19 protein-coding genes, 1 tRNA gene and 1 pseudogene are annotated in these 17737 nt (G+C 61.8%); 13 read left to right on the top strand and 8 right to left on the bottom strand.

The window, feature by feature from the left end; all coding sequences use genetic code 11:
* Positions 1–186 precede the first annotated feature (186 nt).
* From QNM96_RS12740 to QNM96_RS12730, 3 genes and pseudogenes are all read right to left on the bottom strand, one after another.
* A pseudogene (locus tag QNM96_RS12740) lies at positions 187–443 on the bottom strand (AEC family transporter); the annotation flags it as partial.
* A 5-nt stretch (positions 444–448) separates the two neighbouring features.
* Positions 449–571 carry a hypothetical protein gene (locus tag QNM96_RS12735; RefSeq protein ID WP_283836762.1) on the bottom strand — a complete coding sequence of 41 codons (123 nt, stop codon included), beginning with the start codon at positions 569–571 and terminating at the stop codon, positions 449–451.
* Between the two features lie 63 nt (positions 572–634).
* Entirely contained in the window at positions 635–2515 is a 1881-nt protein-coding gene (locus QNM96_RS12730; protein ID WP_283836961.1) for an ATP-dependent DNA helicase, read from the bottom strand.
* Positions 2516–2686: 171 nt separating this feature from the next.
* Between QNM96_RS12730 and QNM96_RS12725 the strand changes: the two genes are divergently transcribed.
* A tRNA-OTHER gene (locus QNM96_RS12725) sits at positions 2687–2773 on the top strand.
* Positions 2774–2820: 47 nt separating this feature from the next.
* Here QNM96_RS12725 and QNM96_RS12720 read toward each other — a convergent pair.
* Together QNM96_RS12720 and QNM96_RS12715 are read right to left on the bottom strand one after the other, a co-directional pair.
* The gene (locus QNM96_RS12720; RefSeq protein ID WP_283836761.1) at positions 2821–3066 is read right to left on the bottom strand and encodes a hypothetical protein; all 246 of its coding nucleotides are present in this window, start codon (positions 3064–3066) and stop codon (positions 2821–2823) included.
* A gap of 105 nt (positions 3067–3171) precedes the next feature.
* On the bottom strand, positions 3172–3345 hold the full coding sequence (locus QNM96_RS12715; protein ID WP_283836960.1) for a DUF5786 family protein: 174 nt from the start codon (positions 3343–3345) through the stop codon (positions 3172–3174).
* Positions 3346–3490: 145 nt separating this feature from the next.
* Between QNM96_RS12715 and QNM96_RS12710 the strand changes: the two genes are divergently transcribed.
* The gene (locus QNM96_RS12710; RefSeq protein WP_283836760.1) at positions 3491–4510 is read left to right on the top strand and encodes a DUF5784 family protein; all 1020 of its coding nucleotides are present in this window, start codon (positions 3491–3493) and stop codon (positions 4508–4510) included.
* 267 nt (positions 4511–4777) lie between these two features.
* On the opposite strand, the gene QNM96_RS12705 is transcribed toward QNM96_RS12710, so the two are convergent.
* Positions 4778–5065, bottom strand: coding sequence for a DUF2795 domain-containing protein (locus QNM96_RS12705; protein WP_283836759.1), 288 nt, complete (start codon positions 5063–5065; stop codon positions 4778–4780).
* A gap of 318 nt (positions 5066–5383) precedes the next feature.
* Between QNM96_RS12705 and QNM96_RS12700 the strand changes: the two genes are divergently transcribed.
* Both QNM96_RS12700 and QNM96_RS12695 read left to right on the top strand, forming a co-directional pair.
* A complete protein-coding gene (locus QNM96_RS12700) occupies positions 5384–6160 on the top strand; it encodes a PHP domain-containing protein (RefSeq protein ID WP_283836758.1) in 777 nt (258 codons plus the stop codon).
* Positions 6161–6220: 60 nt separating this feature from the next.
* Positions 6221–6385 carry a DUF6757 family protein gene (locus QNM96_RS12695; protein ID WP_283836757.1) on the top strand — a complete coding sequence of 55 codons (165 nt, stop codon included), beginning with the start codon at positions 6221–6223 and terminating at the stop codon, positions 6383–6385.
* 26 nt (positions 6386–6411) lie between these two features.
* Here QNM96_RS12695 and QNM96_RS12690 read toward each other — a convergent pair whose 3' ends face one another.
* Positions 6412–6735 (bottom strand): ferredoxin family protein, encoded by a 324-nt coding sequence (locus tag QNM96_RS12690; protein ID WP_283836756.1) that lies wholly within the window; start codon positions 6733–6735, stop codon positions 6412–6414.
* A gap of 204 nt (positions 6736–6939) precedes the next feature.
* On the opposite strand from QNM96_RS12690, the gene QNM96_RS12685 reads away from it, so the two are divergent.
* The 6 genes from QNM96_RS12685 to QNM96_RS12660 all read left to right on the top strand — a co-directional run bounded on the left by QNM96_RS12685 (position 6940) and on the right by QNM96_RS12660 (position 14241).
* Positions 6940–7326: a DCC1-like thiol-disulfide oxidoreductase family protein gene (locus QNM96_RS12685; RefSeq protein WP_283836755.1), complete on the top strand. Its 387-nt coding sequence runs from the start codon at positions 6940–6942 to the stop codon at positions 7324–7326.
* Positions 7327–7456: 130 nt separating this feature from the next.
* Entirely contained in the window at positions 7457–8506 is a 1050-nt protein-coding gene (hemB, locus tag QNM96_RS12680; protein ID WP_283836754.1) for a porphobilinogen synthase, read from the top strand.
* Between the two features lie 535 nt (positions 8507–9041).
* Entirely contained in the window at positions 9042–10700 is a 1659-nt protein-coding gene (locus tag QNM96_RS12675) for an ammonium transporter (RefSeq protein ID WP_283836959.1), read from the top strand.
* Positions 10701–10867: 167 nt separating this feature from the next.
* Complete coding sequence (locus QNM96_RS12670; RefSeq protein WP_283836753.1) at positions 10868–12214, top strand: glutamate-1-semialdehyde 2,1-aminomutase; 1347 nt, start codon at positions 10868–10870, stop codon at positions 12212–12214.
* 241 nt (positions 12215–12455) lie between these two features.
* The gene (locus tag QNM96_RS12665; protein ID WP_283836752.1) at positions 12456–13310 is read left to right on the top strand and encodes an NAD+ synthase; all 855 of its coding nucleotides are present in this window, start codon (positions 12456–12458) and stop codon (positions 13308–13310) included.
* Between the two features lie 166 nt (positions 13311–13476).
* Complete coding sequence (locus QNM96_RS12660) at positions 13477–14241, top strand: hypothetical protein (RefSeq protein WP_283836958.1); 765 nt, start codon at positions 13477–13479, stop codon at positions 14239–14241.
* 95 nt (positions 14242–14336) lie between these two features.
* Here QNM96_RS12660 and QNM96_RS12655 read toward each other — a convergent pair whose 3' ends face one another.
* Positions 14337–14702 carry a group 1 truncated hemoglobin gene (locus tag QNM96_RS12655; protein WP_283836751.1) on the bottom strand — a complete coding sequence of 122 codons (366 nt, stop codon included), beginning with the start codon at positions 14700–14702 and terminating at the stop codon, positions 14337–14339.
* A 161-nt stretch (positions 14703–14863) separates the two neighbouring features.
* On the opposite strand from QNM96_RS12655, the gene hemC reads away from it, so the two are divergent.
* From hemC to QNM96_RS12640, 3 genes are read left to right on the top strand one after another with little or no spacing between them, the layout of a single operon-like run.
* Positions 14864–16066, top strand: a complete 1203-nt coding sequence (gene hemC, locus QNM96_RS12650) for a hydroxymethylbilane synthase (protein ID WP_283836750.1) — start codon at positions 14864–14866, stop codon at positions 16064–16066.
* A gap of 1 nt (position 16067) precedes the next feature.
* Positions 16068–16907 (top strand): uroporphyrinogen-III C-methyltransferase, encoded by an 840-nt coding sequence (cobA, locus tag QNM96_RS12645; RefSeq protein ID WP_283836749.1) that lies wholly within the window; start codon positions 16068–16070, stop codon positions 16905–16907.
* Positions 16908–16910: 3 nt separating this feature from the next.
* Positions 16911–17651, top strand: coding sequence for a uroporphyrinogen-III synthase (locus QNM96_RS12640; RefSeq protein WP_283836748.1), 741 nt, complete (start codon positions 16911–16913; stop codon positions 17649–17651).
* Positions 17652–17737: the final 86 nt, after the last annotated feature.

Below are 17737 nucleotides of genomic sequence, written 5' to 3'. Positions count from 1 at the left end.
GGGAGCCGACGGCATCGAGCGGCGAACACAGCCGTGACATTCATACAGGTTGAGACAGAACCAGTGAATAATGAACAGAGGACAGGTCATCGCGCTGGTGTTCGCAATACTGATGGCGACTTCGATGGTCGCGATGCCGGCGATCTATCTCTTTTAGCCCGACCTCGTTTCGCCACCGGATAGCCGGTCCTCGTCGCCCTCGAGTTCGGCGGCGAAGACGTACATCGAGACGGCCGTCGACGTTCCGAGCATGACGACGCTCACGAGAACGTCGCCTCGTCGACGGTCAGCAGCGAGAAGACGATCCACGCGAGCACCGGCATGCAGACGATTTTCAGCGCGACGACGGAGCCGGTCGCACCGAAATCGATCGCCGACAGGTCGACCTTGAGCGAGACACCGACACAGAGCAACGCGAGCGGGAGCGCGACGGAGTAAACGACGCCGTTCAGCCGGTCGGTCCGTCGCGCGTCGATGACACCGTCCGCTCGGAGCCGGTTCCGACGAAAAGGACGACGGGTAACGCCAGAAACCGGATAAGAGCGTCCACGTCCGTACCGAGTGGATCCATATCAATCTCGAGTGACTCGAGCGTTTCTACCACCGGTTAGCTATGACGGCGTGAGGGGTCACGTTAGCCGTCAGTGTCCCAGACGTCGGCCAACGGACTCGAGCGCGAAGAATTCCGCTTCCGGGATCGGTTGTTGTCTCGCGAGGATCGGTTACCGTCGTCAGCGGACCCGGACGCGCTGCCGGACCCGGAACTGCCGTTCGAACCGGCAGACGAAGAGAACCCGGAACGACTCGAAGACGACCGTCTACCACCCGCCTCAGCCACCGCAGTCCGAGGCTCGAACGCGGGCAGCGACGGCTGGTCCATCCGAACGACCTGCGCTTCGAACCAGTCGGGCATGTCTGTGCGTGCGCGATCAAACAGATCTAACAGGCTCGAGTCCGCCAGATACGTCGCGCCGTAGTCGTCGGGCGCGCGGACGACCCGACCACAGCCCTGGATAATCGTCCGGAGCGCGGTTCGGTAGTACCAGGCCCACTGGCCCTCCTCGAGGCGGTGGGCGACGCGCGAATCGCCGGTGTTGAGAAACGGCGCTTTACAGAGGACTTGCCAGCGACAGAGATCGCCCTTGAGATCGAGCGCTTCCTCCATCTTGACCGAGAGGAACACGTCCGGATCGTCGCTCGCCTTCCAGGCCTCGAGGTCGCCGTCGCGGCCATCTCTCGAGTGGGTACGAACTCGCTCGCCGACGCCGAAATCCCGGAGGAGATCGGCCAGTCGCTCCTGGATCGCGTAGGAGTGAGCGTGGACCAGCCCCTTCTCGTCGGGGTGTTCCTGCATGATCCGGACGATCGTTCGAGCGATCTTCGGCAGGGTTTCGTCGCGTTCGTCGTAGGTCATCTTCCCTTGTGTCACGTCGTACAGCGGTCGGTTTTCGACGGGGAACGTGTGTTCGACATCGACGAGGGCGACGTCCGCGGGATTGAGTCCGACCTGCCTGCAGAACGCTTCTTTGTTGAGAATCGTCGCCGAGAGGAGCGCGAATTTGTTTCCCCGATCCCAGACGGTGTGTCTGAGGTATCGCTCGGGGTTCATCGGCTTGATCGTCAGCGGGCCGCCGAGTTCGTCGTCTGTGCCGTCCGAATCGGTATCCTGTTCGTTTTCGTCGGCCGGCTCCTGATCGACGAGCCAGGTCGTCGGACTCTCCGGATCCCGATAGTCCGAGACGAACCACTCGAGTTCACCGATGAGTTCCTGAAAGCGATCCCGTTCGCGAACGTCCGCGGGTGTGAGCGTCTCCTGCTCGAGTAATTCATCTTTTCTGCGGGTACACGTCTGGGCGAGATTCTCGGCGTAGCGTGCGGCGCGGTCGACGCCGTCGATGTCGGGAACGCGAAGGTCCTCCCAGATGGGGATCGATCGAGGGCCGAGCCGGATCGTGGCGTACATCTCGGCCCACTCGGCGAGCCCGTGCGCTTCGTCGACGACGACGACGTCTCGAGTTCGAAAGACTTCGCTCCCCGCGGTCTGCATGAAGTACGCGAGCGTCATCGCCGCGATTTCGCGGTTCGAGGCGATCGCGCGGTCAGAAAAGTACGGACAGCGATGTTTGACCGAGCAGTCGTACCCGCGTTCGCGAACGCAGGGGGCCTGATTGACGGGCGTGTTCCGCTCGTTCGGGAGGATACAGTCGTAGTTCGATTTCCCGCGGATAACGTTCAGATCCGCGAGCAAGTCGTCGGCCGCGACATCGTCGAGTTGGGAAACTTGCGGTGTCGTGTAGTAGGCTCCGGAGGGATCGCTCGGATCCGCCTCCTCGACGGTCTGGGCACAGCCCGCGATCGCTCGAGCCAACAGGGACTTGCCGCTCCCCGTCGGCGCTCGAACGAGAACGACGTCGTTGCCGGCCTCGAAGGCGTCTTGTATGTCTCGGAGGGCCGTCTCCTGCGTTCCGCGGTAGCTCGGCGCGGGAAACTCCTCGAAGATCCGCTCGGTGTTCACCGTTCGGTTCACGGAGGGGCTCGATCCTAAAAGCACCGAACCGTCGCCGTCAGTGAGTCTTGGGACAGGGTATCGGTCGAACACCACTGCCCACAGAGATGCCGAAACCGCCGCCTACCGAACGGTAGGGACTCGATTACAAATACGAAATCTCCCTTCGAACCTGAACGTGGAAGGGTCGCTCAGCGGAAGAGCACCGTGGGCCATTGGCCCGCGGAGGCCCTCAGGCCTCGTGGCGTTCGAATCCCACCCCTTCCGTGTTCTCTGTCGTCTGCTGTCGAACGACAGTTAGCGGAGTAGCACTCTCAACGAAGCGATAGTGTGGATGTCTCCTCGTCGACCCGTTCTAACTTCTCGATATCCTTGGCAGTCGGTTCGTCGGGCAACGCCCCGAGACAGGGATAGCACAATAGATGGCTCGAGCCGTCCTCGAACTCGAGGGTCATCGCAGTACCGTCGCTGCCGTCGTCCTCGCCGAACGTCCAGATATTGGCGATGCCGCCCGCGACTGAGATCGGTCGGCCGCAGCCATCGCACGAGTCAGTTCCCATAGCTGACTATCGTGACGGAACGGTCAAAGTCGTTCCCCTGTCCTCGACTCGACGGACCTGCCAGTAGAGGTGGTAGATTCCAGCGGAAACGGAAGCGATCCGCCACTAGTTCGATTTGATCTCCTCGAACTTGCTCAAGAGCTCGTCCGCAGAATCGCCCGAATCGTATTCGACCGTTCCGTGGTGGATCGTCCGCTCATCGTCGAAATCCGTGTCCACCTTGGAAGCTTGCTTTTCACGCCGCTCGTGTTCGTCTTCGTCATAGGCACCCATTGACATGGTAACTATGAACATGTAAGTAGTTCTCTCTTATCAAGGTAACGGTTGCACCAGTCGTTAACATGTATGAAACGGAGAGTATCACCAGATGCACAATGAGCGAGAGAAGGGAAGACGTATGCGAGCTCAGCGCGTACTCGCCACTGTGGCACGGCCGCTTCGCTTCCGTTATTCGCCCGCCCACTGGAGCGAGCAACGGGTTCGACAGGAAATTTTGCAACCGCTTCGGAACAACATCGGCGCTCAAGCCGTCAGTCCGCGATATCGGATCAACGGCGGGTGGGACACCCACCGATTCGAGATGGCAAACGACGACGTCGCGCTGTTCGCCCGAAACGAGGAGGAGGCCTACTGGATGGGCAACACCGAGACGCCGTCGGCGCTGTGGCGAACCGATAAATTCGGCTGGCGCGACGTGCCGTATCACGTCTCCCGGTGGGCACAGCGGGAATTACTCTCGACGCTCCACGAGGAAGATCCGTGGCTCGCCGACTATCCGCACCTCTCGTGGTTTTTCCTTCCCGTGTTCATGTCCAAGGACGGGCGTGAATCCACGCGAGCCTTTTTCCGCGAGCACGCGGCCGGCTTCCCCGATGCCGGACGCAGGGAATCGACGCGCTTTTTCGAGGAGTTCTTCTCGAGCGGCACGCTTGATGAGTACCGACACGTCATGTCGGGAAAACTCGGCACCAGCGATCACGTCGACCGGGTTCGAATGAGCGCGGCGATGGGCGAGTTTATCGCCGCGAAAGTCCTCGTCGACGCGGGCTACGACGTGGTGCCCGAGATCGAGGTGACGACGGGACACTCGCTGGATTTCCGCGCGAAAGACGCGGAAACGAACGTGCTCGTCGAAGTAACTCGACCCCAGCCGCCCGCAAACCGGGCCGCCGCGGGGCCGGTCGCCGCGGTTCGGGATACCGCCGAAACGAAGACCAACGGCCAACTCGCCGAACACGGCGGCGGCGCAGTGTTGTTCGTCGACTGCTCGAGTTTCCGCGAGGACAACTGGAACGCAGTTCGGGGCGAGCAGCCCGACGTTCGCCACCGACCCGCCGTCGTCTATCGAGCCCGGCCGAACGGGCACATCGAGGGCTATCAGAAGGGATCGGTGCCACTCGAGTTAGACGACGCGCTCGAGTTCGAGAATTTCGGTCAGTTTTGAGACGGAGCAGTCGCACTATCCGCAGTAGTGAGACGAAGCTAAAGTGTTGTTCTGATCACTCGAGAGAAAGACGTTCACGAGAGTGAAAGGTCTCAGCCCGCTGGCGGTCCTACAGCGACAGATCGCCCGTACGAACGAAGGTATGGAGAAAAGACGCGGAATTTCGCACAGATCACTCGAGTGACCCAGTAACACGTCAACTAGCGAATTCCGGACGAAGTACGGACGGAAACCCCGAAACGGGGGACTCAATTTCGAGCGAGTGTCTCAGAACGACACCTGTTCGGGGGCGTAGGGGCTTCCCAGCGGCGTTGGGTCGCGGTCGCTGTAGCCGACGCGGCCGACCGCCTTCTTGCTCACGGCAGAGTAGACCGCAAACCGCACTTCTTCGGAGGACTCGAACGTCTCCGAATCGAGGCGAGCGAGTACCTCCTCGACGGATTCAGAGCCGTTCGGGAGCTCGAGCGTGCGTTCCCCGTAGGCCTCGATCATTTCCTCGGTTGTCGCGGGATACTCGTGTGCGTCGATCATCTCGCCGGTGCCATTGAGCAACATTACACGCTAACCGTTGTGAACGATAATTATAAACATTGTCCATAAACGTTCTTTAGGAGGTCGATAGACATTATATGCCTATATCGTCCTAGAATGTACTCCGACTCATCCCTCGAGGACGCCATCGGAGACCTCGATTTTGAAATACGTCGATCGATACGGAACCGACCAGCGGCTCGAAACTCCCGCGAGGAGCAGTGATACTGCCGGCTGTAACTATATGAAGATTTTCGCACCCCCCGAGCGACGAAAATCTTGAACGACTTACAGCCGGCAGTATGAGAAACGGCTTTAGGACCGGACTGACTCGATCACAGTATGCCCTACGCCGATCTCCACGTCCACACGACCCGCTCGGACGGGAGCTTAGAACTCGAGGAGGTTCCCGATGCCGCCCGCCGCCACGGCGTCGACATCGTCGCGATCACTGACCACGACCGACGCCAACCGTTCGAAGAGCCGGTCATCGAGCGCGGCGGCGTGACAATCCTCCACGGTATCGAACTGCGCGTCGAGACGGTCGACGGCCAGCGCGTCGACCTGCTGGGCTACGAACTCGAGCCGACGCCGGAACTCGAGGAAACCCTCGAGGGAATTCAGACGAACCGCCGCGAGCGCGGACAGGAAATCGTCGACTGTATCGAGGATCGCCTCGGCGTCGACCTCGGCGTCACCGTCGACGACGGCTTCGGCCGACCGCACGTCGCCCGCGCGGTCGGAGACCACCCCGACACCGAATACGACTACGAAGCGACGTTCGACGAACTAATCGGAAGCGGAAAACCCTGTTTCGTTTCGCGGGAGATCCCCTCGTTCGAGCGCGGCCAGCGGCTCCTCTCGGAAGCCGCGGCGGTCGTCTCCTTGGCTCATCCGCTTCGGTATCCGGAACCGGAGCGGGCGCTCGAGCTTACCGCCGACCTCGACGCCGTCGAATTACACTATCCCTACGGCGCTTCCGTCGATCTCGAGCCGGTCAAGCGAGCGATCGAGCGAAACGACCTGCTCGTCACCGGCGGAACGGACGCCCACGGCGAACAGCTCGGTCTCGAGGGACTCTCGAAGAAGGCGTATCACGAGCTCGAACTGTCAGGCTAGAAATGGGGGTTTTCGACCGATAACGGAGGCTTCAATGTGTCTCGGCCCAAATGGCCGTCCATGAATTGCCACTACTGCGACCGCGAGGCCGCTTTCGCCGCCGAGTCCGACGGACTCAGGGTCGGCCTCTGCGAGGAACACTTCCGCGAGCGGTTGCAGGAACTCGCCGAGGCCGACGGCCTCGAGACGTTGAAAGAGCAAGTCGATGTCGACCGCGCTGAGTAACGCAGACGGCAACTGACAGTCCGTAGTTAGGCCGTCCGGCCCGCATCCACGTCGATCGCATCAACTGGGCAGACATCGACACAGAGCATGCAATCGATGCACTGGGCCTCCTTGGTTGGCTCCGCTTTCTTGTCGCTCTCGGGGTGTCCCGGCGTGTCGACCCACGTGAAGACGTCGACGGGACAGTCCTCGAGGCAGGCCCCGTCGGCGATACAGAGGTCGTAATCGACGGCGACGTGCGTGCCCCGAATGCCGAGCTCTTCGGGTTCGTCGACCGGCCCCCAGACGGCAACCCCGTTCTCTTCGCCTTCTTTCTCGCGGTTTTCGTGGAACTGTGGATCTATGGCCATTGCTAACAGATGTAAATGGGAGGCGCGAACTTAAATTTATGTTCCTCCGTGCGTGCGTGCGACTTCGATGTCTGAGACAGTGCAGAGGTTGCTTTGGGACAGTGCGAGAACGTTGCTCCTCGAGAGACGGGACCGTCGTGACAGCCGTCACGAGGGAGCTTCCGCGGTGCTGAAGCTTTTGGTAGCCGGACCACAAGTACCAGCATGAGCGAGTCCGAATCGGCCACGCCGCGGCTGGTCTTCGACGACGACTGCGGATTCTGTACCTGGTGTGCCGAGTACGCCGCCGAGCGCGGCGAGTTCGAACTCGTCGGCTTTCGGGACCTCACGCCGGACCAACTGGCCCGGCTCCCCGACGAGTACGAAGATTGTGCCCATCTCCTCACCCAGGACGCCGTCTACTCCTGTGGCGAAGCGATCGAGGAGGTCGGCACGCGACTCGAGACATCCTCGAGACACCTCGCGGAGGCCTTTCGACGACTTCCCGGTACCGAAGAGGCGCGAGAGCCGCTCTACCGCCGGATTGCGGATAACAGGGACCTGTTCGGTCGAATTGTGAGACGAGACCCACCCGCCAGAGAGAACAGATAGCCACAGGGTATCAATAGACGGCGGACTTCCGAGGGAACGGCTGGGCGGGTTCTCGAGCGCGCGACGACCGCGGCGGAACGAACCAGACAACGAACGCATTGTTTTTGCGCGACCCGACGAAAGAAAGGACATGGACCTCACTCATCGCCCACGACGGCTTCGTCAAGATGGAATTCGCTCGCTGGTGAGCGAGACGAGTCTCGAGCCGTCGGATTTCATCGCACCAATTTTCGTCGACGCGACGACGGACGAACGCGTCCCGATCGAGTCGATGCCGGGCCACGAGCGCGTCCCGGTAGACGAGGCGATCGCCCGCGTCGAGGAAGTCAGAGAGACCGGCGTCGAGGCCGTCATGCTGTTCGGCATTCCGGAATCGAAAGATCCCGAGGGGACCCGTGCGTGGGCCGAAGACGGCGTCGTCCAGGAGGCGACTCGACGAATTACGAGCGAGACCGACGCGTACGTTATCACCGACGTCTGTCTCTGCGAGTACACCGACCACGGCCACTGCGGGCCGTTGGCCGAGGAACTCCGGGGTGAGAGTGGAGGCGGCGGCGTCCCCGAAGGAACCTGTGGACACGACGGCGCCGTGTCGACCGATACGATGACCGTCGACAACGACGCGACCCTCGAGTCCCTCGAGAAGATCGCGACCTCCCACGCCGAGTCCGGGGCGGATATGATCGCGCCGAGCGGGATGATGGACGGGATGGTCGGCGCGATTCGCGGGGCGCTCGACGAAGCCGGCTTCAAAGGCGTCCCGATCATGAGCTACGCGGCGAAGTACGAGAGCGCCTTCTACGGCCCGTTTCGGGATGCCGCGGACGGCGCACCCTCCTTCGGAAACCGACGACACTACCAGATGGATCCCGCGAACGCGCGCGAGGCGATCCGGGAGGTCGAACTCGACGTCGAGCAGGGAGCGGACGTCTTGATGGTCAAACCGGCGCTACCGTACCTCGACATCGTCTCCGATCTCCGGCGAGAGTTCGACCACCCAATCGCGGCCTACAACGTCTCCGGCGAGTACGCTATGCTTCACGCCGCCGCGGAAAAGGGGTGGCTCGAGTTGGACGAAGTGGCGCTCGAGTCCTTGCTGTCGATCAAACGTGCAGGTGCAGATCTAATTCTGACGTACTTCGCAGAAACTGTCGCCGAAGGGCTATCGGCAGGGTCCTAAACGAGAGCCAGTCTCTCATATGATCCGGCACTCGAGTATGTCGGTGGTGGTGAAACAAGAGGTCGCTTCTTCGAGAAATGCCATCTCACTCGAGATCGATAAATATGTTATCCACAGATGGCTGAAAACAGCCAGAAACCGCCAAACGTTCACATGCACTCGAGCCGGGACACTCGTGCGGCAACATCTGCCGCGCGCAAGCCCAAAGAGGCCAAAATCCGTTCAATCGTCGCAAAAATTTCCACGGTCGATCCGAATCCCGGTGGACGGACGGTCAGTGTATAAGCACGTGAGAAGACGAACGGTCCTAGTCAAGGCCCTAATACACATTATATTGCCTTTAGATTTGTCCGAGTTTCCCTATTACACCACCATTCCTACCTGATTGTCAACGCCAACCATTATATATGGGTGAGACCTCGGGAACGAACGTGATTTGGAGTACAATCATGACTCAAAACAAAGATAGTGTGGACATACGTAACGGTATTGGGGACAGTGCGTTCGGAACGGGTAGCGAGGTGATCCACGCATGATTGAGCCAACGGTTCTTCAGGCCGACACCGAGATGATGATCGAGGCGATCAATAGTACCTGGATTCTGGTCGTCACGTTCCTCATCTTCTTCATGCACGCGGGCTTCGCTATGCTCGAGGCGGGGCAGGTACGCTCGAAGAACGTAGCAAATCAGCTGACGAAGAACCTCCTGACCTGGAGCGTCGGAGTAACGGTGTTCTTCCTCATCGGCGTCGGCGTCGAAAGCGCCGTCGCCGGCGCTGGTTTCGAGCCTGCGTTCGTCGGTGACGCCGGTAGCTGGATCGACTGGTTGTACGGTGCCGTCTTCGCGATGACGGCGGCGACCATCGTTTCGGGTGCTGTAGCCGGTCGTGCGAAGCTTCGCGCGTACGTTGGATACACGTTCTTGCTGGCCGCGGTGATCTACCCGGTTGTCACCGGGATCACCTGGGCCGGTGGATACATCGAGACGATCACCGGCACGCCGTTCGCCGACTTCGCGGGTGGCATGATCGTCCACGGTATGGGCGGTCTCGCCGGCCTTACCGCAGCGTGGATGCTCGGCCCACGAATCGGCCGCTTCAACGATGACGGCTCGGCGAACGTTATTCCCGGCCACTCGTTGACCTTCGCCGTTCTGGGAACGCTCATCCTCGCTTTCGGCTGGTACGGTTTCAACGTCGGAACCTCGGCGATCTTCGGCGATGGCGTGTTCCTGGGCGACCAGCTCGGTCGCGTCGCCGCAACCACGACGATTTCGATGGCCTGCGGTGCGATGGCTGCTGGACTCGTCGCATGGTCGATGACCGGAAAAGTCGACACACTGTACGTTGCTAATGGATTGCTCGCCGGCCTCGTCGGAATCACGGCAATTCCAGACACCACCGCGTGGTGGGGCGCGTTCGTCGTCGGCGGAATCGCCGGTGCACAGCTTCCGCTCGTCTTCAAGGCCGTCGAGGACTACCTGAAAATCGACGATGTCTGTGCAGTCTTCCCCGTTCACGGCTCGGCCGGTATCCTGGGGACGCTCCTGTTCCCGTTCGTAGCCGCACCCGGTGTCGTCGATAACGTTGCAAACGCGTTCGTCGCACAGGTCACCGGTGTCGTCCTTATCAGCGCCTGGACGATCGCCGCGACTGCCGTGATCTGGGGTGCCTTCAAAGCGGTCGGGCAGGCACGTGTCACCCCCGAGCACGAACGCGATGGACTCGACGTCTCCGAGCACGGCGTCGACACGTATCCCGAATTCGGCGGCCCCGACGTCGCCACCGACGGCGGCACGGCCACCGGTACTGACAACGTAATTCGGACCGACGGCGGGAACCCGAACGATGGCGAAATCAAGATGATCACCGCCATCATCCGTCCGGACCGCCTCGGTGACGTGAAAAAAGCGCTCGCCGAAAGCGGTGCGCCGTCGCTCACCGTCACGAACGTCTCCGGGCGCGGGTCCCAGCCCGCCAAGAAGGGACAGTGGCGCGGCGAGGAGTACACCGTCGACCTTCACCAGAAGGTCAAAATCGAGTGCGTCGTCGCGGATGTCCCCGCAGAGGACGTCGTCGACGCGATCCGAGAGGGAGCTAACACCGGCGAACCCGGCGACGGCAAGATCTTCGTACTCCCCGTCGAAAGCGCGATGCAGGTTCGCACCGGCGACACCGGAACGGACGCAGTCTGATCGGATCGGTTCCGATTTGACTGTCGATTTTAAGACGTTGCTCCGCTCGATCATTGTGACTCGCCACGAGGTTCGTTCGGCTCACTTCTGTCGTTTCTTTTCGCTCCGACGAGCAGTCATCGGCTAACCTCGGTACTTCTTTGTCGTCCGATACGTAAGGCCCGCATATGAACGACGACAACTCGCGGGACCTGTACGACAGGGCACTGTCGGTGATGCCAGGCGGCGTGAATTCGGCAGTTCGTGCGGCGATCGAACCGTACCCCTTTTTCGTCCAGAAGGGGGACGGCGGCCACGTCATCGACGCCGACGGCAACCGCTACGTCGACTGGGTGATGGGACTCGGTCCGCTACTGCTCGGCCACGACCTCCCGGAGGAAGTTCGAGCCGGAATTCAACGAAACGCGAGCGAGGGGCCGATGTACGGCGCGCCGACCGAGATCGAAGTCGACCTCGCGGAGTTCGTCGTCCGACACGTCCCGAGCGTCGAGAAGATACGGTTCGTCAACTCCGGGACCGAAGCGACGACCTCCGCGGTTCGACTGGCTCGAGGACACACCGGCCGGAACAAGATCGTCGTCATGCAGGGTGGCTATCACGGCGCGCAGGAATCGACGCTCGTCGAGGGCGACGCCGACGAGCGCGGACCGAGTTCGGCGGGGATTCCCGTCTCCTTTTCTGACCACACGATTCCAGTGCCGTTCAACGACGAAGACGCCGTCCGCGAGGTCTTCGAGGAACACGGCGACGACATCGCCGCCGTGCTCACCGAGCCGATTCTCGGGAACAACGGCATCGTCCACCCCGTTCCGGGCTATCACGAGTTCCTTCGAGAGATCACCGACGAGTACGGCTCGCTGTTGATCTTCGACGAGGTAATTACCGGCTTCCGCGTTGGCGGACTCGGCTGCGCACAGAGCGAACTCGACGTGACCCCCGACCTCACGACATTTGGCAAGATCATCGGCGGCGGCTTTCCCGTCGGCGCGATCGGCGGTAAAGCGGAGATCATGGAAGGACTCACGCCTGCGGGCGACGTCTTTCAGGCAGGCACCTTCTCGGGCCACCCCGTGACGATGGCCGCCGGCCTCGAGACGCTGAAATTCGCCGCAGAGAACGATGTCTACGAGCACGTCGACGGGCTCGGAGACCGGCTCCGATCGGGACTCTCCGACATCGTCGCCGACCAGGCGCCGAGTTACACCGTCGCGGGAACGGCGAGCATGTTCAAGGTGATTTTCACCCGCGAAAATCCCGGAACGGGAGCGCTCGAGGGAGAATCGGAGTTCGGTTGCGTACAAGATCCCGACTCCCCTCGCTACGAGTACGCACCGAAAAACGCCGCGGATGTAAGCGCCGCCGAAACCGACCGCTGGCGGCGCGTGTTCTGGGGACAGATGAAAGAGCGGGGTATCTTCCTCAGCCAGAACCAGTTCGAGTGTCAGTTCGTCAGCTACGCACACACCGAAGCCGACGTCGAGGAGACGCTCGAGGCGTACAAAGAAGCGCTCTAAGAAATTCATCTCGAGCAGAGAATCTCAACACCTGCAACGAACCCACATCTACAAGTCGTGGGCTATCTCATAAAAGAGTGGAAGGGTTGCTAGCCGGGAAGAATACAGGGAATCCGGCGTTTTTTGGAGCGGTAACGCGGAGAGAGGCGACACTCGAAACAGTGTACGATCCCGTCTCTCGGGTGAGCGCGCTCGAAAGCACGGCCATTATGAGTCTCAAGCTGGTTACTCCGGCACCTGCATGCCCGAAATCTACGACCAGATCGACGAGTCGATCGAGCCAGTCGACCTTCGGTTCTCCGAAACCGAAATCGAAGAACAGACCGATCATCTTCTGGAATTCATTCGAGAACGAGTCGACGCATCCGACGCTGACGGCGTCGAAATCGCGCTCTCAGGCGGTATCGATAGCACGGTGACTGCGGCGCTCGCGGTCGAAGCCCTCGGTGCCGACGCGGTCCACGGAGTCACCCTCCCGAAGGAGGTAAACGAGGACGAAAACATGAGCGACGCCGAGCGCGTCGCGACCGACCTCGGGATTTCCTACGACGTCTTCGGTATCGACTCCATCATGAACGAGGTGCTCGAGACCGCAGACGCCGACAGCGGGAATATCGCCGAGGATCAGTGGGAGGGGCGATACGTGGGGAACACGAGCGCCCGAGTCCGGATGACCGTCACGTATCTCCTCGCCAACCGAGAGAACAGGATCGTCCTCGGAACCGGAAACCGCGCGGAGCTCGCGACGGGTTACGTGACGAAGTACGGAGACGGCGGGGTGGACTGTAACCCGCTCGCGAACCTCTACAAACAGCAGGTTCGACAGGTTGCCGCCTACCTCGGCGTCGACGAGTCGATCGTTCAGAAGACGCCGACCGGCGGGATGGTCGACTACGGTACCGACGAGGAGGAACTCGGACTCGACTACAACACGCTCGACGCCGTATTGGCGTTCTACATCGACGGAAACCTCTCCGCTTCGGTGACCGCGCGCCTCACCGACACGACCCCCGAGAAGGTAAATGAGGTCGAACGGCTCCACGAAGAGAGCGAACACAAACGAACGCCGCCGACGGAACCCGAGGCGCTGTTCTAGAGAGGTCGATTGTCAGAGGCGGTCGTTCACAACGTTCTCGATGCAGACAACGGCTCGGAATACCGTCAAAGCTCCCAGCGGCTCCAAATTCCCAGTCCAGACAAGGGATCCGAACACCGCTCAACGCCAGACGTTTCCGTTCTAGGGTGGAACGTCACGATACGTGATTACTCTCGAGCGGCCCTCGAGTGTTTCGGCTGTCGACTGGGGACGGGTTATCGAGCGGCTGTGCTTTCTCTTTCCGCCGGTGATCGGCGTCGGAGCGATCGGAGTCATTCAGGAGGCAGACCCCGGCGTCCCCGGCCTCGCGTGGGGACTCTTTTTGGTCGGGACCTTCGGCTACACCCTGTTGACGATTGGAATGATGCTTGCACTCTTCGTCGACGCGCGCGACGTTCGGTCTGACTCGATCGCCGCCGCAAGCTCCAAGGGGACTGCGAGTGCAGAAGAATCCTCGAGTTCGAACGGCGACTCGAGATCGAAGAACTCCACGAGCACGAACTGGACGCCGAGTCCCTGGCTCTACGCAGCGTTTGCACTGCTCTGGGCGCCGGCGGCGGGGGTCATCTATCTCGCGAGACGTCACAGGGCGGCCGGGACGAAAGCTGGATGGAACGGCTGGTGGCTCGTCGTCGCACTCTCGCTGATGACGACCGTACTCGGAGTGATTACCGCGGTAATCGCCGTCGTCTTCTCGATCCCGGGACTGCTCCTGGCCGCAGTCGCACTCACCGGTGCGGTGGCGTTCGGCACGTTTCCGATTGCGATCCACCAGGACGCCGCTTACGTCAGTGCACGGGACGGGTCGTGGCAACCGAATCCCGGGCTCTTCCTCGGTATCGCACTAGTGAGCCTGTTCGCCGCCCCGATTCAGCCCGTACTGGCCGGGTACTATCTGTTCCGTCGACGACGGTCGACGGGGACGCCCTGACACCCTCTCTAGTGGCGGACAGGGATACGCACTTGCCCACCCTCGACGGTGACAGTGAGAAACGCCGCTCCTCGAGGACACGTGCTTCTACGCTCTCAATCGGCGGTGACGATCGCGTCCTCGTACTGGCCGACCGCCTCGAGAACCGCCTTCCGGTCCGCTTCGTCGACATCGAACTCCGCCAGCGTCTCCCCGAGGTACTGTGCAATCACGTCGAAATCCTTCTGCGAGATCCCGAGATGGTCGTGGGCGGTTTCCATATCTTCGCCCGTGTACTCGACGGGGCCACCCGCGACCGAGCTCAGGAACTGGGTCTGGTGGGCGCGCTGGGCCTGCATATCTACATCCTCGAAGTACCCGACCAGATCGTCGTCGGCGAGAACGTATTCGTAAAACTGGTCGACGACGGCACCGATCGCTTCCTCGCCGCCGAGACGGTCGTACAGGGTTTGTTCTGCCATCGACAACAAGTTTCAGTTACGGTACCAAAAACGTCCTGACGAACATCTTCGACTAACGTTCTCACGAACAGCTTCGGCTTCAGTGGTCACGAATGCACCGTTCGATGACAGAACGGAGACAGAGCGTGCGCTTTTCATAGGTGAGGCCCGGATCTGTGTCTATGAGAACACGCGGGACATTGCGGCTGGCGACACGAGGGTCCACACTCGCCCGAAGACAGGCGGCCCTCGTTCAGGAGCAACTCGAGGAACGAGGGTATGAGGTCGAACTCGTCACCGTCGAGACCACGGGCGACCAAATTCGGGACGAATTGATCCACCGGCTGGGGAAGACGGGTGCGTTCGTCCGGGAACTCGACGAACGGGTCCTCGACGGCGACCTCGACGGCGCGATCCACTCGATGAAAGACATGCCGACCGAGCAACCGTCGGAACTCGTTACCGCGGCCATCCCCCAGCGCGGACGGCCGGGCGACGCCCTCGTCACACCCGACGGAACGTCGCTTGAGGAACTCCCCGAAGGAGCAACGGTCGGAACCTCGAGTCTCCGTCGCCGCGCCCAACTCCTCTCAGAACGCCCCGACCTCGAGGTCGAGCCCCTCCGCGGAAACGTCGACACGCGACTCGAGAAACTCCTCGCACCCGCGTTGCAAGAAGAACACGCAGAACGGAGCGACGCCGACAAGGAACGAAAGGGCGACACCGGCGGCTACAAGCCGGATTACGAGGACAAGAACACCGACGACGATGAAGACGACGAAACGAATAATCAAACCGTCGACGAGTGGTTCGACGGCCTCTCGGAGATCGAAAAGCAGGCCCTCGGGCGCGAAATCGAGACGGAGTACGACGCGATCGTCCTCGCGGAAGCCGGCCTCGAGCGAAGCGGGCTGGCCCACCACGTCGAGTACGAACAACTCTCGAAGAAGACGTTCGTTCCCGCACCAGGCCAGGGCGCGCTCGCGGTGACTGCAACCGACGGTGAAACGGCCCGAAATATCCAGTCGGCGATCGACCACCCGCGCAGTCGCGCCGAGACGACCGTCGAACGAACGTTACTTTCGGAACTCGGCGGCGGCTGTATCGCTCCGATCGGCATCTACGCGATCGTGCAGGGAGAATATGTCCAGGCTCGAGTCACAGTCTTCGACCGGGATGGCGAGGAATCCGTTCTCGCGAATCGAGATCTCCCCGTCGAAACGCACGCTGACGCGGCCATCGAGTTCGCACGAGACCTCGAAGACCGCGGTGCCGCGGAGCTGATCGCGGAGGCTCGAAAAGACGGTGAAACGGAAACCGACGAGAACGAAGCCGATACCGACCAAAATCTTCCGGATCGGGAGGACCAACCGGAGGGAAAGTAAGGTGACGGGAGACACGGTTCAGTTCAACGACGGCGACCCGGATTCCGACGCCGAGCAAGCGGCCGGAACCGTCTCGTTGGTCGGGAGCGGCCCCGGCGACCCCGAACTGCTGACGGTCAAAGCGAAACGGTTGCTCGACGATGCGGATGTCGTTCTCCACGACAAGCTTCCGGGCCCGAAGATCATCGAGACGCTTCCCGAGGATCGGCGCGAGGACGTCGGCAAACGCGCTGGCGGCGAACGCACCTCCCAGTCCGAGATCAACGAGCGGCTCGTCGAACTCGCCCGCGAGGGCAAGGACGTTGTTCGGCTCAAGGGCGGCGATTCGTTCGTGTTCGGCCGCGGCGGCGAAGAGGCCGAGTACCTCGCCGAGCGCGAGATTCCCTTCGAGGTCGTCCCCGGCGTCACCTCGGCGATCGCCGCGCCAGCCGTCGCCGGCGTCCCCGTTACCCACCGCGATCACGCCTCCTCCGTGAGCTTCGTTACGGGTCACGAGGATCCGACCAAAGAAGAGTCCGCAGTCGATTGGGACGCACTTGCCGCGACGGGCGGCACCATCGTCGTCCTGATGGGCGTCGGCCGACTTCCCGATTACACGAAGGCGCTTCTCGAGACCGGTATGGCTCCCGAAACGCCCGTCGCGCTGATCGAGCGCGGCACCTGGCCGGGCCAGCAAGTCGCGACGGGGACTCTCGAGACCATCGTCGGCGTTCGCGACGAGGAAGGCATCTCCCCGCCCGCCGTGGCGGTGATCGGCGACGTGGCCTCGACCCGGGAGGCCGTCGTCGAGTTCATCGAAAACGACTACGAGACGGGAGAAGACGGTTCCGCGGAGGGATAATTCATGCCGACAGACACCTCCTCGGTCGCCGTCTTCCGCCCCGACGACGATCGGATCGAAACCGCGACCGCCCTGCTCTCCGAACTCGGGGTCGACCCCGTTCCGGACCCGATGCTGGCCGTCGAACCGACCGACGCGGTTCCACGGACCGACGCCGAATACGTCGTGTTGACGAGCAAGACCGGTGCGGAACTCGTCGCCGACGCCGGCTGGGAACCCGGCGAGGCGACCGTCTGTGCGATCGGTCCCGCGACGGCCGACGCCCTTCGCCAGGTCGGCTACGATGTCGATATCGTCCCCGAGGAGTACACCTCGAGCGGACTCGTTTCGCGGCTCGCGAACGAGGTCGACGGCGCGCGCGTCGAGGTGGCTCGCAGCGATCACGGGAGCGACGTGTTGCTCGAGGGCCTCGAACGCGAGGGAGCGTACCTCCACGAAACGATCCTCTACCGGCTCGTTCGCCCCGACGCAAGCGGCGACTCGGTCGAACTCGCGGCAGAAAGGCGACTCGACGCGGCGTGTTTCACCTCGTCGCTGACCGTCGAACACTTCCTTGAGGCCGCGCGGGCGCGAGCGAACGGGGACACAACGAACGCCCTCGAGGGGCTTAACGACGCCGTCGTCGGCGTCATCGGCGAACCGACCGCGGCAACGGCGGCGGAGCTCGGCGTCGACGTCGACGTCGTCTCGAGCGAAGCGACCTTCGAGACGCTGGCTCGGGAAACGGTCGCCGAACTCGAGTAGGCGGTTTTCTCGGTTTACAAGCGGACCAAGAGAATGCCCCGGCCGTTCGGAAATCGAGGAGTTTCGTAATCAAGCAAAACCCTCAG

This window comes from Halostagnicola sp. A-GB9-2, assembly GCF_030068615.1.
Classification (GTDB): Archaea; Halobacteriota; Halobacteria; order Halobacteriales; family Natrialbaceae; genus Halostagnicola.
Note: the sequence above shows the minus strand (reverse complement) of the source record. Positions and strands in the feature narration are given on the sequence as shown.